Annotated in this window: 15 protein-coding genes; 4 read left to right on the forward strand and 11 right to left on the reverse strand. The window is 52.6% G+C overall.

Translation table 11 applies throughout. The features are described 5' to 3' along the window. Window positions 1-27: 27 nt before the first annotated feature. Window positions 28-921 carry a polysaccharide deacetylase family protein gene (locus G445_RS10920; RefSeq protein WP_022866687.1) on the forward strand — a complete coding sequence of 298 codons (894 nt, stop codon included), beginning with the start codon at window positions 28-30 and terminating at the stop codon, window positions 919-921. Between the two features lie 130 nt (window positions 922-1,051). Then, complete coding sequence (locus G445_RS0106230) at window positions 1,052-1,762, forward strand: exonuclease domain-containing protein (protein WP_022866688.1); 711 nt, start codon at window positions 1,052-1,054, stop codon at window positions 1,760-1,762. A 151-nt stretch (window positions 1,763-1,913) separates the two neighbouring features. Here G445_RS0106230 and guaB read toward each other — a convergent pair whose 3' ends face one another. The 3 genes from guaB to G445_RS0106250 form a co-directional block, all read right to left on the reverse strand. Next, window positions 1,914-3,416 (reverse strand): IMP dehydrogenase, encoded by a 1,503-nt coding sequence (gene guaB / locus G445_RS0106235; RefSeq protein ID WP_022866689.1) that lies wholly within the window; start codon window positions 3,414-3,416, stop codon window positions 1,914-1,916. Window positions 3,417-3,834: 418 nt separating this feature from the next. After that, window positions 3,835-4,131 carry a co-chaperone GroES gene (gene groES / locus G445_RS0106245; protein ID WP_022866691.1) on the reverse strand — a complete coding sequence of 99 codons (297 nt, stop codon included), beginning with the start codon at window positions 4,129-4,131 and terminating at the stop codon, window positions 3,835-3,837. Window positions 4,132-4,311: 180 nt separating this feature from the next. Beyond that, window positions 4,312-5,145 carry an aldo/keto reductase gene (locus tag G445_RS0106250; protein ID WP_022866692.1) on the reverse strand — a complete coding sequence of 278 codons (834 nt, stop codon included), beginning with the start codon at window positions 5,143-5,145 and terminating at the stop codon, window positions 4,312-4,314. A 207-nt stretch (window positions 5,146-5,352) separates the two neighbouring features. Here G445_RS0106250 and G445_RS10925 point away from each other — a divergent pair, with 207 nt between their 5' ends. Both G445_RS10925 and G445_RS12115 read left to right on the forward strand, forming a co-directional pair. Then, window positions 5,353-6,825, forward strand: a complete 1,473-nt coding sequence (locus tag G445_RS10925) for a class I SAM-dependent methyltransferase (protein ID WP_156825565.1) — start codon at window positions 5,353-5,355, stop codon at window positions 6,823-6,825. After that, window positions 6,795-7,073, forward strand: coding sequence for a hypothetical protein (locus tag G445_RS12115; protein ID WP_211210513.1), 279 nt, complete (start codon window positions 6,795-6,797; stop codon window positions 7,071-7,073). Before G445_RS10925 ends, G445_RS12115 begins: the two co-directional genes overlap by 31 nt. A 34-nt stretch (window positions 7,074-7,107) precedes the next feature. Here the strand turns inward: G445_RS12115 and tsaD are convergent, their stop codons facing one another. From tsaD to G445_RS0106295, 8 genes are all read right to left on the reverse strand, one after another. Continuing rightward, on the reverse strand, window positions 7,108-8,148 hold the full coding sequence (gene tsaD, locus G445_RS0106260) for a tRNA (adenosine(37)-N6)-threonylcarbamoyltransferase complex transferase subunit TsaD (RefSeq protein WP_022866694.1): 1,041 nt from the start codon (window positions 8,146-8,148) through the stop codon (window positions 7,108-7,110). Between the two features lie 87 nt (window positions 8,149-8,235). Beyond that, window positions 8,236-9,048, reverse strand: a complete 813-nt coding sequence (locus G445_RS10930) for a GNAT family N-acetyltransferase (protein WP_022866695.1) — start codon at window positions 9,046-9,048, stop codon at window positions 8,236-8,238. Then, window positions 9,048-9,740: a tRNA (adenosine(37)-N6)-threonylcarbamoyltransferase complex dimerization subunit type 1 TsaB gene (gene tsaB, locus G445_RS10080; protein WP_022866696.1), complete on the reverse strand. Its 693-nt coding sequence runs from the start codon at window positions 9,738-9,740 to the stop codon at window positions 9,048-9,050. Before tsaB ends, G445_RS10930 begins: the two co-directional genes overlap by 1 nt. Before the next feature lie 212 nt (window positions 9,741-9,952). Further along, window positions 9,953-10,492: a tRNA (adenosine(37)-N6)-threonylcarbamoyltransferase complex ATPase subunit type 1 TsaE gene (gene tsaE / locus G445_RS0106275; RefSeq protein ID WP_022866697.1), complete on the reverse strand. Its 540-nt coding sequence runs from the start codon at window positions 10,490-10,492 to the stop codon at window positions 9,953-9,955. 164 nt (window positions 10,493-10,656) lie between these two features. Next, entirely contained in the window at window positions 10,657-11,805 is a 1,149-nt protein-coding gene (gene alr / locus G445_RS0106280) for an alanine racemase (RefSeq protein WP_022866698.1), read from the reverse strand. Continuing rightward, window positions 11,795-12,781 (reverse strand): ADP-dependent NAD(P)H-hydrate dehydratase, encoded by a 987-nt coding sequence (locus G445_RS10085; protein WP_022866699.1) that lies wholly within the window; start codon window positions 12,779-12,781, stop codon window positions 11,795-11,797. Before G445_RS10085 ends, alr begins: the two co-directional genes overlap by 11 nt. 118 nt (window positions 12,782-12,899) lie before the next feature. Beyond that, the gene (gene glmM / locus G445_RS0106290) at window positions 12,900-14,246 is read right to left on the reverse strand and encodes a phosphoglucosamine mutase (protein WP_022866700.1); all 1,347 of its coding nucleotides are present in this window, start codon (window positions 14,244-14,246) and stop codon (window positions 12,900-12,902) included. 232 nt (window positions 14,247-14,478) lie between these two features. Further along, on the reverse strand, window positions 14,479-14,961 hold a 483-nt coding region (locus tag G445_RS0106295), incomplete at its 5' end, for an LPXTG cell wall anchor domain-containing protein (protein ID WP_022866701.1).

A 14,961-nucleotide genomic window follows, 5' to 3' on the forward strand; every position in this document is an offset into this window, starting at 1 on the left:
ATTCTCATGAAAAGAAAACGTGACTACATGGATTTTTTGGTGTTCCTCATCACCATTCTCCTTATTGGCGTCTTTATTATTATTCAAATATCAACCGCTCACCCTGAGCCTCCTCCCCACGATAAGGATTCAGCATCCGCTCCTCACCATAAAGATAAAGATCGCAAAAAGAAACAACCCACCATCACTATTTCTTTCCCACCTTCGGTCACAGACATTATTCGAACGGGTTTCATTCAGGTGGAGGGAACCCCTCAAACAATGCGTGGAAAGAATGGTATTCGCTGGGTAAAAGGTGTTGATTGCGCAAAAGATCCGTGTGTTGCTATTACTTTTGATGATGGCCCGGGCAAATTTGAACACGATATTTTCACGACCCTTGCGAACACAAATACTCCGGCAACTTTCTTTTACCTCGGACGTTATCTTTCCGCACACCCGGAGGTTGCCGCTGCCGCAAAAAAGGTTGGTGTATCTCTCGCTGGGCATTCGTGGAATCATCCGCAGCTAACAAAACTTGCTCTGCCGGAGCTACATCACCAGATTGACGGCGTGATGCAACTCATTACACAAAACGCTGGATATTCTTCCCCGTGGTTCCGCCCGCCGTATGGTGCACAAAATTCTGTTGTTCTTGGCGCTCTGCGTGAACGTCAACTCTACTCTGTGTTGTGGGATATCGACACTTTGGATTGGAAAAACAGAAATGTTGAGGAAACAACACGTTTGGCTTTGGAAGCTCAACCGGGATCCATTATCCTTATGCACTCCATTCACCCATCTACGAAGGACGCTGTTCCCGGAATTATTAATGGGTTACGAAGTAAGGGATATATTCTTGTCTCGCTAGATCAGCTTCTTGAGGGGAAAAATATTCCTCCTGGGGCAACGATTATTTCCAGAGATATTATTCGCCCCTAATACAGTTGTTTCGTCACTGTTTTCTGCGGTGTGTTAAAAATAATTCGCAGGAGTGAGCCACAGATTCAACAAGGTTAGGTGACGTTTTCATTGTTGAATACGTTTCAACATTTTACAGTTAGGACAAAAGATGACGGATTGGACAGATAGCCCTGTTTTGGGGTTTGATACCGAAACGACGGGTGTAGATACGACCCGTGACCGCATTGTCACATGTTCGCTTATTTTGCTACAACCCGACGGTAGTATGACGAAAAAGTATTGGTTAATTAATCCCGGGGTTCCGATTCCTGAACAGGCCTCCCGGATTCACCATATTACGACGGACATGGTTCAAGCTGAGGGGCGTCCTGCCCCTCAGGCTCTTGAAGAAATTGCCTCACTTCTTGCAGAACATATGGCTCAGGGCTTCCCTGCGGTTGCTTTTAATGCGTCGTATGATTTTACCCTTCTTGAGCATGATCTTTTCAGAAATGGTTTGCCAACGTTAAAGGATCGTCTTGGTGGGCAGGTTTCTCCTGTTCTTGATCCGTACCTCATTGATCGGGCTTGCGATAGGTATCGTCGCGGAAAACGTCGTTTAGAAAATTTGACTCAGCATTACGGCGTAAATATGGATGATGCGTTCCATAATGCAGAAGCTGATGTGTTGGCCACCCTTCGTATTTTGCGGGCTCAAATCGAGGCTTTTCCGAATATTTCCGCTCTGTCTTTGCCGGAAGTTGAAGCGTTACAGCGGAAGGCCGATGAGGAGTTTCAACAATTTTTGGTTTCTGTTGGACGGATGTCTAGTGTTTCTTCACACTGGCCTGTTACCGAGGAACCAGCGGATAAAATGTAGCGTGTTGTGTTAAAATTACTTTATATTCACTTTATATTTTTTTGTTTGTTCCTTTCTTTTTCAATATAAAGTGTTGGTGGGGCTGTAATTCACAGCCCCACCAGTGTTTTATCGCAATGAAATATTTTTCCTTATGCGACCTTGTTATGTTTTATAACCCGGAATAATTCGGTGCTTCTACCGTCATTTGCACATCGTGTGGATGTGATTCCTTATATCCGGCGTTCGTCATGCGAACAAGCTGACCTTTGTCTTTCAATTCGCGAATGGTGCGCGCACCTGAATAGAACATGGACTGGTTAAGCCCGCCGGTAAGTTCATAGAGGACCGAAGCGAGTTGTCCGCGGTAGGGCACCTGCCCTTCAATTCCTTCTGGGATGAGTTTTGAGTCTGAGGTAACGTCTGCCTGAAAGTAGCGGTCTTTTGAGTAGGATTTTTTGCCGCGCGAGCTCATGGCGCCCAGGGATCCCATGCCACGGAATTGTTTGAATTGTTTTCCGTTGACGAAAATGAGTTCGCCCGGGGTTTCTTCGCAACCCGCAAGGAGTGAACCGAGCATAACGGTATCGGCTCCTGCTACCATGGCTTTTCCAATATCGCCGGACCAGTGGAGCCCGCCATCTGCAATGAGTGGCACGTCTGCGGGCGCGCAGGCCTTCGCCGCTTCACGAATCGCGGTTATTTGCGGGACGCCAACCCCGGCAACAACGCGGGTTGTACAAATGGATCCCGGCCCAACACCAACTTTAACGCCATCTGCCCCGGCGTCTATCAGAGCTTGGGCACCACTGCGGGTTGCAACGTTTCCGCCAATAATGTCTATTCCGTCGAACATAGAGTTGGCACGGATACGCTTGATCATATCCAACGCGAGTTTGGCTTCACCGTTTGCCGAATCAATAACGAGAACGTCAACGCCGGCTTGTGCGAGGAGGCAGGCGCGTTCCCAAGAGTCTCCGAGATAGCCGACACCTGCGCCGACGAGGAGGCGTCCGTGTTCGTCCTTGGAGGCGTTGGGGTACTGTTGGCTTTTTACGAAGTCTTTAACGGTAATGAGCCCGGCGAGTTTGCCTTCCTCATCAATGAGGGGAAGTTTTTCAATCTTGTTTTTTCCGAGGAGCTTCTGGGCTTCTTCGCGACTCACTCCCCTGGATGCCGTTATGAGTGGCATGGGTGTCATCACGGATTGAACCTGGGTTGTGGCATAAGCATCGCGGGGTACGAAGCGGAGATCGCGGTTGGTAATAATACCGATGAGGTGGTTGTCCGCATCTACGACGGGAAGGCCGGAGACACGATAACGGCCACACAGTGCGTCAAGTTCAGCAATGGTGGCCGTGGGGTGTGCGGTAACAGGATCCATGATCATGCCGGATTCGGAGCGCTTCACTTCGCGAACCTGTTGGGCCTGTTCTTCTGCGGAAAGATTGCGGTGAATAATGCCGATACCACCTTGACGCGCCATAGCTACCGCCATATCACGTTCCGTCACAGTATCCATAGCTGCGGAAATCATTGGGGTTTTTAACACGATACGACGTGTCAGACGAGAAGAAGTATCAACTTCTGAAGGAATAACATCTGTGGGCTGTGGCACGAGCAACACATCATCATATGTTAGGGCAAGTGGTGCAAATTCTTTCTCGAAATCCATTTTCTCAGTCTACCCGCATTTGCGCCAACGTCCAATTATCGCCATCACATACAGCGTGAGAGGTACCCCTCCTTCCGCTACCGCGCTTCTTTACTTTCCACAAACCGCGCTACTTTACTTTCCCAGAACCGCGCTTTTTCCGCGCCCTTTCTTTTCCGAACCTACCCGAGAACAGGGAAAACACGAGTGTTGCTACGGCAATCACCAACAAGATAAGGAAGATTCGTTGCGCACCAACCTGGGTTCCAACCCCAACCAACAGCTAACCCAACTTTCCCGCACCACGCCAACGAAAACTAGGCCCCGAATCCTCCATTTTTGTCCTATATCCACGCTTTCCTGATATACGTAAACCGCATAAAGCGGGCATGCGTAAGGGGTGGACAACTAGGTTGCCCACCCCTTACGTCTAAGAAAACTACTTTTCTACTATTGCGAGAACATCGCGTGCGGAAAGAATAAGGTATTCTTCGCCAGCATACTTCACTTCGGTTCCGCCGTAGCGAGAGTAAACGACAACGTCGCCCACCTTCACATCAACGGGAACACGGTTTCCGTTATCGTCCACGCGACCTGGGCCAACGGCAATAACGGTACCTTCCTGTGGCTTTTCCTTTGCCGTATCCGGAAGGATAAGTCCGGAAGCGGTAGTGGTTTCAGCTTCTACCTGCTGGATCACAATGCGATCTTCAAGCGGTTTAATGGAGACCGACACGGCGGCCCTCCTTATCTACTAGACTCTGCAATACAACGCTTGGAACTAGGCCCGCCGTCGCGGGGGCCGAGCCACAGCCCTAAGCACAATCCGTAGCGAACTACGTCCACTACCAAGGTTAAGCCTGAATTAGCACTCAGTCAAGGCGAGTGCCAAAATATGGGTGTGATAATCAGCCAGCTACACTCCGCGCTCTTCAATCGAGGCACCCTGACGCCCCGCCTCGCCAATTTCCATGGCGTCAATGGCCGCCGTCTCCTGCTCACTCAGCGTGAAATCGAAAATATCAATATTTTCCTTCATGCGTTCCTTGTGCGTGGACTTCGGGAAAATAATATACCCCTTCTCCAGATGCCACCGGAGCACAACCTGTGCGGGCGTCTTTTCATGAGCCTTAGCAGCCTCCACAACCGGCGCCGTCTCAAAGAGCGGGTATCCGCCCTGCCCCAAAGGACTCCACGCCTCAATCGCAATTCCCTCATTACGGCAGTAGTCCGTAATAAACTTCTGCTGGAATGCCGGATGGATTTCGACCTGATCAATTACCGGCGTTTGACACCCGGCATCCTTCAAGCGCTTCAAATGTTCGGGGTGGAAATTGGACACGCCGATGCTTCGCACCAACCCTGCTTCCTTAAAACCTTCCAGATCCTTCCACGCCTCAACGTAAAGGTTCTGCACCTGGGCAGGCCAGTGAATAAGATACAAATCAAGATAATCAACGCCCAGCTTCTCCATTGACTCCGCTATGGCCACCGGCGCATCTGCATGCCTGGAGTTCCACAGTTTCGTCGTCAAAAAAATCTCTTCGCGCGGGATGCCACTTTCCGCGATCGCCTGCCCGACCTCACGTTCGTTCCCGTAAATCGCGGCGGTATCAAGATGCCGATAACCCACTTCGAGGGCGTCTAATACAACACGCTTGGTTTCCTGCGGATCAACCCTGAACACGCCAAAACCAAGTTGCGGAATACTGTTGCCATCATGCAACTTAATTTGAGGAATTGTCACCATATTTCCATTATGCCGATTCAACAATTTTTGTGGAGAATCTGTGCGAACAGCTGAATATTTGACTCGACGTAACGTATCCCCTACCTCTCAGTGCGCCCCATCACACACGCTTGCCCCATTTCCCCAAACCGCGCCCCATCACACGCCTTTCTCCTTCACCACATCCCCGCATTATTCCCACAACTCTCTGTGCGATAAACTACTTGCGTGGTTGATGAAGAGATGGCTCGGTGGCTGGCGAGCGCGGAAGGTTGCGCGACGCTCGCGTCTTTGCCGCCCTACCGTTCCTCAGATGTTTTTACGACGACGACATCGCTGCGCGCCCTAGGCTACACCCCCCACCAATGCGCCGCGCTTCTCACACAGTCCCGGCTCCGCGCCCAGGCAGGCGCGAAATTCGGGGAAGATCTCGCCTCCTCGTGGCTATTCACGGATGCCGGTTATCAGCAGGCTACACGTCGCGTTGTTGCGGATTATCACGCTAGGCGCTTCCTTGAAGCGGGTGCGAAAAGCGTTATTGACGCGGGGTGTGCATTGGGTGCAGACACAGCAGCATTTGCACGCGCAGGCCTTCGCGCCCTAGGCGTAGACATCGATGAAGCAACAGCAATTCTTGCGGATCATAATATGCGCTACGCAAACAATTCGCACACTACCGTCGAACATTATATTGAACCACGTATTGTGTGTGGCAACCTCACCGCGCTTCTCCCCACCTTGCGGGAAAACGGCGAATACGATGCCGTCTGGCTTGATCCGGCGCGCCGCGATAATCACGGAAAACGCATATACGACCCCGAAAAATGGCAGCCCGCGCTCTCCACAGCCGTGGATCTCGCACGCAGTTTTCGCTATGCGGGGATTAAGCTCGGCCCCGGAATCGCGCTGGAGAATCTTCCCGAGGACGCGCACGTCGAATGGATGAGTTGTGATGGCGAGGTCGTCGAAGCAGTTGCGTGGTTTGGCGTGGACAAACCGGGGCGCAGCGCACTTCTTGTCCGTGGCGACGCACCCACAATACACGACGGCGACGTACCCGTATCACAACCGAGCGGTACCGATATCAATACAAACGAACCTCGTCAATTGCCATGCCACACCGGTTCACAAACAACCACTCACACCGGTTCGTGGGCATCCTCTCACACGGATTCACGGATAATCGCGAGTCAACCTACGGCTGACAATACGGATTCATCAATGCTCCACAACCCAATTTTGCGGATGATTTGCCACGCGGGCGTGCCGAATGTTCCTGTTCAACCCACGCTTGAGGCGGAATGCGTGGCACCGGGAATGTTTCTCTACGAGCCCGACGGCGCGGCAATTCGCGCGGGTGGCATCCCGGTGTTGTGCGAAGAATACGGCCTTTCGCCGGTTTCCGAGGGGATTGCCTATCTGTGCGGAACGCGCAAAGTCACCTCACCGTGGTTGCGAGGTTTCGTTATTGAGGACATTCTGCCCTTGAAAGCCAAACCGGTTGGTGCGTATATGAAGGAGCGCGGAATCACTCGGGTCGAGGTGAAAAAACGCGGAACCGACGTAGATCCTGCCACTTTTAGGAAAAAGCTGTCCTTACGCCCTTCTTCCTCAGGGACGACGATAACGGAAACAACACTTATCCTTACGCGAATTGCCGGCAAGCACGTGTGTATAGTTACTCAACCTGCCGACGCTTAACTACAGCCACACAACACGCCCATCACAACAAACCCGCCACACTAGCCCTACCACGCCTACCCCTCCACGCCAAGCACATCACGCCTACTTCATCACGCCAAGCACATCACGCCAGCCCCACCTACCTCATCACGCCTACCCCACCACGCCTACCCCACCACGCCAACCCCGCCACATCCCCCACATTCCCTCTTAAATGCGAAGATCCGGTTTTCGTCGTCGATATAAAAATCCCTGGTATGCGTTAAGCACACCAGGGACCTGCACAGTTGCGCAACATCTTTACATATGTGTTCGGTCGAGAGGCATATTGGGATCCACCGTAATATCGAGCGCGGAGGGCGACACACCATTCTCAATAAGGTTATAGCCAAGCATCGCAACCATCGCCCCATTATCCGTGCAGTACCGTAAGGGCGGGATGCGCACGTCGATACCGGCAGCCTCACAGCGTTCTTTCGCAAGAGCTCGAAGCCGAGAATTCGCGGAAAAACCGCCACCGACCACGAGAGTATCGCACCCGTGAATCGCGCACGCATTCAGGGCTTTCTTCGTGAGCGTATCGACGATAGCCTCCGTGAAACCAGCCGCAACATCTGGAACATTCACTTCTTCCCCGCGACTTTCCACGCCCTCAATATAGCGCGCAACAGCGGTTTTCAAACCCGAGAAGGAAAAATCGTACTTGTGGCGTTCTTTATTCTTCCCGCCTTCAAGGCCACGCGGGAAACGAATCGCGTTTTTATCACCCTGCTGGGAAAGCCTGTCAATATGGGGGCCGCCGGGGTACGGCAAGCCGAGCAAACGCCCGACCTTATCAAAAGCTTCACCCGCAGCATCGTCCAAGGTGCCACCAAGTTCGGTAACATCCGTCGCGATATTGTTCACGAGCAAAATATTTGAATGCCCACCGGACACAATCAGCCCAATAAATTTGTCCGGGAACGCGCCGTCGTGAAGCTGGTCCACCGCAATATGCCCAATAATGTGGTTCACTGCGTAGAGCGGAACGTTTAAACCGTAGGCAAGCGCCTTCGCCGCGCTCACACCCACGGTGAGCGAGCCAATCAGCCCGGGCCCTGCCGTCACCGCAACAGCCGAAATGTCGCTGAGCGTAACCCCCGCCTTCGCCAGCGCCGCATTAATCGTTGGAACCATCTGTTCCAGGTGCGCGCGGGATGCGATTTCCGGGATAATGCCGCCGTAACGTGCGTATTCGTCCATACTTGTTGCCGTCACGTCCGCCAAAAGTTCGCCGTCGCGCACAATTGCGACGCCCGTTTCATCACAGGATGTTTCAATTCCCAAAACTGTTGTACTCACGTTCCCCTACTTTACTCGCTTATTGTTGTTGATTGCGCGGTTTTCCTCACGTTTTCCCCGCTGTTGCGCACATTTCTACGCTTTTGCCTACGTTGAGGCATCAAACTCCCCTGACGGCCGCGCCTGCATAATGAGCGCGTCATCGTCGTGATAATACTTTTTCCTTAAACCCACACGCACAAATCCTCGCGACTCATACATACGAATCGCGCCCTCACTGTGGCTTCGCACCTCTAAGAAAATATTTTCCGCGCCACATTTTTCCGCCTCGCGCATGAGGGTATCGAGCAACCATCCTCCTGCGCCGCGCCCGCGTGCCTCGCGCGACACCGCAATCGTTAATATTTCCGCATCCGGCCCTAACCCCACGGCACCCACACCAACAATGTCCGCATTGGCGTCATCGAGTGCGTTAATGGAAGGTTGCGCGGGTTGCGCGGGTTGCGCGGGTTGCGCGGGTTGTGCGGGTTGTGCGGGTTGCGCGGAACCCTCTCCGGTTTCTCCCCTTTTTACGACGACGAAAACTCGCGCATTTGGGCTAACAACGCAACTCCGCCATGCCGGCAGTGGCCAGGCATCAACGTCGAAAATCTGTCGATCAAAATCCGCGAGCGCACGCGCCCACCCGGCTCTTGCGCGCACAACGCAAAGGGACGGAAATGTTGCGTGAGATAGCGTATCTATATGTGAAAACTCCGACTTGCGCGCATTTTCTTGCCGGTTATGAGCATCTTCGCGGGGTCTATCAACATCCTGGCGCGAGTTGCAAGCATCTTCACCTGAGCTACGAACACCGCGAAGCGAACTGCAAACACCTTCGCGCGAGCTGTGAACATTTTGGGGTTCTTGAGCTCCTGGGTCGTCGCCATGTTTTAGCGAAGAGATATTATGATTATTCATTAATCTTTGAGGTAGCCATCTCCGGAGGGCTGTGCAACGCCCTGGGCAATATCCGGGCGACGCAGATACAACGGTTCCGTCGTACCAATAATTTCGCGCCCCTCTTCGCTACACATATACGTCAGGGCAAGGTGAGCCAACGCCTCCGGTTCACATAGTTGAACGCGAGCGCCGTCGAGTTCGGGATACATCCCCGGTTTTGAGACAACTACCGCCTCCATGTCCTTATCTTTCCACAGGTGCGGGATGTCCGCGGGGCGAATCGTATCCGGGCCACTGCACACAATGAACGGGGCGCCGTCCTCGCGACGAGCATGCAGAGTGAATAATTCTTTGCGTCGAGCATCAATCACGGCAAGCGTTTCCTCGTACTGATCGAGGGCCTCGAAGGCCATGGCTTCCAGGCTAGACACCCCGTAGAGTGGAATATCCCAGGCAAAGGCCAGGGTTCGTGCCGTCACAAGCCCCGCGCGCAACCCGGTGAAGGCGCCCGGCCCGCGCCCAACAATAATCGCGTCAGGTTTCGTAATGCGCGCCTTTTCGAGCGCCGAATTCACCATCGGGGTGATGGTTTCAGCGTGGTGACGAGAATCTTTGGAAACTTCGCGCGAAAGGAGCGCGATGCCACCGTCCTCATGCCGCACAACACCAACAACGCTTAAATCACAGGTGTCTATCGTCAAAATATTCATGATGTCCTACTGTCCCGTATAACGACTGTTCTTTTCCCTATTTTCCCTGAATTTTTATGCCCGACGGCGGTGAGGCAAAGGCGAATAGCTTTCCCCAACGTTTGGGTGCCCGATGCTTCTCTATGCCAATAGCCGACAACTCGTGTTCCCAATATTTGCCGGGCTCTGCTTATGAATCTTCATAGCCATTCTTAAGAATCTTCGTAGCGGTTCTATGAATTTTCACGGCCGTCTTGAGTTTTGTCCCAGATGGCCTCCACATCGGCAAGAAGTTGCTCGGCACGCACCCCGTGCGCAACCGCCTCGATTGTGCGCGGAGAATCGACGAAAAGTTCCTCCACTTCTTCGCCTTCATTGGAACCGACGGGGCGGTGGATGGCGAGCAGGAGGCGATCCTCGCTCAACATCTCAACTTTTCCTTCACCCCACTCCACCACGGTTGCGCTATCTTCCAACGAAGAATCTAAATCGAGGGCATCAATTTCTTCCAACGAATCCAGTCGGTATGCGTCCACGTGAACAAGATCCGGACCGCCAGAAACGTTCCTATGGGCATTCGCAATCACAAAAGTGGGCGACGTAACACGCCCTTTCACGCCCATGCCTTCCGCAATCCCGCGGGTCAGCGTGGTTTTCCCGGCACCGAGTGGTCCGTTGAGCATCACCAAATCGCCAGCGCGAAGATTTTTCCCCAGAATAATCCCGAAATCATGCATTGTATCGGCATCGGGAATAGAAAATGTTTGAGTCACGTGCCTAGTTTACTCTTAACTACTGAACGTATCTATTAACAGTAAAAGCAACTATCACCGCGGTTCGCACCAGCATTACTCATCAACGCGAGGCACGCGCACACGCTAAAGGCTCATGAGGTCACGTTGAAAAGCATTACTCCTCTACGCGGTTCAAACCCGCATTACTCATCAACGCGAGGCACGCGCGAGGCAAGGCGCGTGGTTATTTCGTAGCCAATCGTGCCCATTTTTTCTGCCCATTCCCACACTCCAGGTTCGCCACGCCCAGGGTCTCCCCACATGACGACGCGACTTTCCACACCCGCGCCCTCCGGCAACTCCACAACACACTGATCCATGCACACACGCCCGCGAATCCGCGCACGTCTGCCGTCGACAAGCACCTCGCACACATTCGACGCATGCCTCGGAATCCCGTCTGCATACCCGAGAGGCACAATCCCGACCTTCATTTCACTATCGCTCACAAACGTGTGCCCGTACGAAACGCCCTGCCCCGCCGGTATTGTGCGCTCCGCAATAACCGAAGATTCCAAACGCATGGCCGGAATCAACCCAATCTGCTCTGCCGTTTCCTTCGCCGGCTCCGGGGACAAGCCATACAATAAAATCCCCGGGCGGACCATCGCGAAACGCGCTTCGGGATACCACAGCGCCCCGCCGGATGCGGCAAGATGCTCAAGCGGCGCCTCCACACCCCCAGCGTGAACAACATCGATTGCTGAACGAAAACGCTTGATTTGTTCGTGTGTCGTCGTCGTATCGGAAGTGTCCGCGCACGCAAGGTGGCTCCACACTCCGACGACGGTTACACGCCCGGTCTGTTCGAGGCGGGCTAATGTGCGGGTAGCGTTCGGTAATTCGGCTGGCGCAAAGCCTTCACGAGACATTCCTGTGTCGACGGCAATGTGGATCCGTGCGGGGCGTGTCGAGTATTCAAGCGTTTCTTCGAGTTTTCGTAACGCCCACGGGGTTCCGACGGACAGTTCTATTCCCAGCTCAAGGGCTTCGCAAAGACCCGCGGAATCGTCGAAAATCCATGAAAAAATCGGAGGAAGCTGCACGGACTCTTGGCGAGCTCGTCGTGCCAAAACCACGGCCTCCGCTAATTGAGCAACCCCGAGGTAATCCGCACCTGCGCGCGAAAATGCTTGTGCACACCTCCACATTCCGTGCCCGTAGGCGTCCGCCTTAATAATCGCCATGATTTTTTCTCCGGTGATTCGCTGGCGGACGCGGTTGAGATTATGCTCAAGCGCTTCGGTTGAAATAACTGCGCGAGCAGGAAACATCTGTGCGTCAACAGGCATCTTTCGCATTCCCTATTTCGCAATGAGCTTCAAAAGCCATTCTCACAGCGCGCGTTATATGCTCCGCAATATTTGATGCAACAATGGGACCACCTTTATTCTCTTCCATAAGAGTAGGTAGCGGTATCTGAGCATTGGGATAATCGAGAACCTCCGGCCCCAACACATCCATAATCGCAAGGCTCTTTTCCCAGGGAAGAATTGTGCCACTGGCTGAGGCTGCGGCCGCGCTATGCATATAAGCGGCAACAGCCACAATTAATGCCACATTGTCTACCGTATTTTTCGCGACGTGTGTTGCGAGGAGCCCTCCTAGTAGACCTGCCAACACGTCGCCGGCTCCGGCAACAGCACGCCACGGGGTTGCCGACGGAATCGTGTAAACCCTGCCCTGCGGATCTGCCACAATATCAGCACAGCCTTTGAGTAGGACAGTCACGCCTGTACATCTGGCAACCTCTAAGGCAACCTGCGCCGCGTTCCCCTCAATAAATGCACGATCCCAACCATCCCCAATTTTCATCTGGGCACAGAATTTTTCCATTTCGCCGGCGTGAGGCGTCATGATTGTGGGCGCCGGGAACTCTTCCCCGTCGATCAAAAAATCACCCAAATATTTAATGGCGCCCGCATCAACAACCAAAGCTATTTTTTGGCGTGAAGCTATATGCAAATATTCCACAACTCCGCGCGGATTTCCTGAGCCCAAAGTGTATGCATGAACCGTGCCAGGCATGCGCACAACCTCGGGATAGCGCCCTACGATGTGCTCAAAAACGCTGGAACTGCCTAAATATCGCACCATTCCCGCGCCCGAAAAATTCGCACCCAAGGTACATAAAATTCCTGCACCAATATAATCTTTCGACCCGGCAACGACACCTACAACACCGCGTGTGTATTTATGATCATGCGGTCCTGGAACAGGAATGCCTGCCACCACGTCTTCAAGCTTTAAACAATATGGCGTTGGCATATTATATTTCTCCACATTTCATTGCATTAACGTATATATTTCATTACTCATGTAAGTAGCGACAATGGCAAGAACATGACGGACATCGCGAAAATTTGTGTGTAAAGAAGAGGCATCTCTACAATACAAGATTTTTTGCTACAACTTTTGCAAGCCGTCCCGCAACATTTTCTGCCTGTTCCTGAGTTGCCGCTTCAACCATGACACGAACTAGTGGCTCGGTACCCGAGGGTCGCAACAACACACGCCCTGTTTCGCCAAGTTCTTTTTCGGCATCTCGTACGGCACGTTGCACTTGCTCGTTCGTATTCGCGGCAACTTTATCGACGTTCGGCACATTAACGAGTGTCTGCGGAAGGCGTTGAACAACACTTGCCAACTCCTTCAAGCTCTTCCCTGTCTGTGCGAGACGTTGGGAGATAAGAAGTGAGGTGAGGGTTCCGTCACCCGTCGTCGCATGACTTAATGAAATAACGTGACCGGACTGTTCACCACCCAAAACATACCCATTTTTAACCATTTCTTCCAAAACGTAACGATCCCCTACCGCGGTGGGGACGATAGTAATTCCGGCTTTTTTCATGGCGAGGGTTAAACCTAGGTTGGACATGACTGTAACGACGAGGGTGTCGTTGGGAAGCTTGCCTTCTTCCTTGGCGGCGATGGCAAGGAGTGCCATAATTTGATCGCCGTCTACAAGATTTCCCTCGTGGTCTACTGCAAGGCAACGATCCGCGTCGCCATCATAGCCGAAACCACAATCTGCCTGGTTTTCGACTACCGCGCGTTGGAGAGCTTCCGGATGGGTGGATCCACAGGCGTCGTTAATGTTGTATCCATTTGGTTCGGCGTTAATGACTATAACGTTGGCACCGGCTTTGCGCAGAGCAACGGGTGCGACTTTCGACGTTGCCCCGTTTGCACAATCAACGACGACGTTCAGGCCTTCCAGTGGTGTTTTTACCGCGCTGAGAAGATGCTTAATATACAGGCTGTCCCCCGCTTCGGCGGTATCGCGAATATGTCCGATTCCGGCTCCTGTAGGACGTCCCCATTCTTTACCAAGAATGCGTTCGATTTCATCTTCGAGGTTGTCTGCGAGTTTGAAGCCACCTTTCGCGAAGAACTTAATTCCGTTATCTTGCATGGGGTTGTGGGAGGCGGAAATCATGACGCCCATATCGTAGCCTCCGTCTGCGGTGAGGAAGGCGATACCGGGGGTTGGGATAACGTCCACGTGTTCCACATCTACTCCAGCACCGGCCATCCCGGCTGCGACTGCCTGTGCGAGCATACTTCCAGAAATTCGTGAATCCTGCCCGATGACGGCACGTGGGCGATTGTCTCCTTTTCCTACGCGGGTAAGGACACGAGCCGCCGCTTCGCCAAGTTTGAGGGCTAATTCTGCTGTGAGAGCTCTGTTCGCAAGACCGCGTACGCCGTCGGTACCGAAAAGTCGTGGCATGGATGTTCCTTTCGTTGTGTTACATACCCATCACATAGTGCTGGTTATACTCTAATACGTATATGGATACATGTGAGACTGATAGAGGGAGTTTCTCACTTTACATGAACCTTTTCTCACATGGCATTAATGTTTTCTCCCTCCCCAATATGAAGTGGTCGGGGACATCCGCTCCTGCGGTTATCCCCGACCACTTTTGTTATATCACCTATCTACGTTCGTAGATAACGTGTTATTTATTCTTTTTACGACGGGCAATGACGATGGCTACGCCAACAAGGAGAAGAATTCCTCCAACTGTTATTGCGCCTGAAACATTTACACCTGTTACAACAAGTTTTCCAGAGGTTTTCTTGCCGGTTGAACCACTTTGACCCTTTGTTACTGTCACGGTTGCGGTGTCGATGACGTTGCCATCTTTATCCTTGACGGTCACCACGATCTTGTCACCAGGCTTAGCATCCTTATCGATGTCAACAACAATGTTGCCCTTGTCATCAATCTTCGCCTTACCCGGACCAGTCACATCAGTAGTCGTACCTTCAGGCACCTTACCACCGGTGTTCGGAACAACAACCTCAGCACCAGGAGTACCTTCAGCATCATCCCACTTGGGCGATGCCGCCTTGGTCACAGTGACCTTCGCGTTAACAACTTCGGAACCACCATTATTCGGGTAAGTCACCTTCACAGGAACGTTGTAATCCTTAGGATC

The organism is Actinotignum urinale DSM 15805, assembly GCF_000420445.1.
Classification (GTDB): Bacteria; Actinomycetota; Actinomycetes; order Actinomycetales; family Actinomycetaceae; genus Actinotignum; species Actinotignum urinale.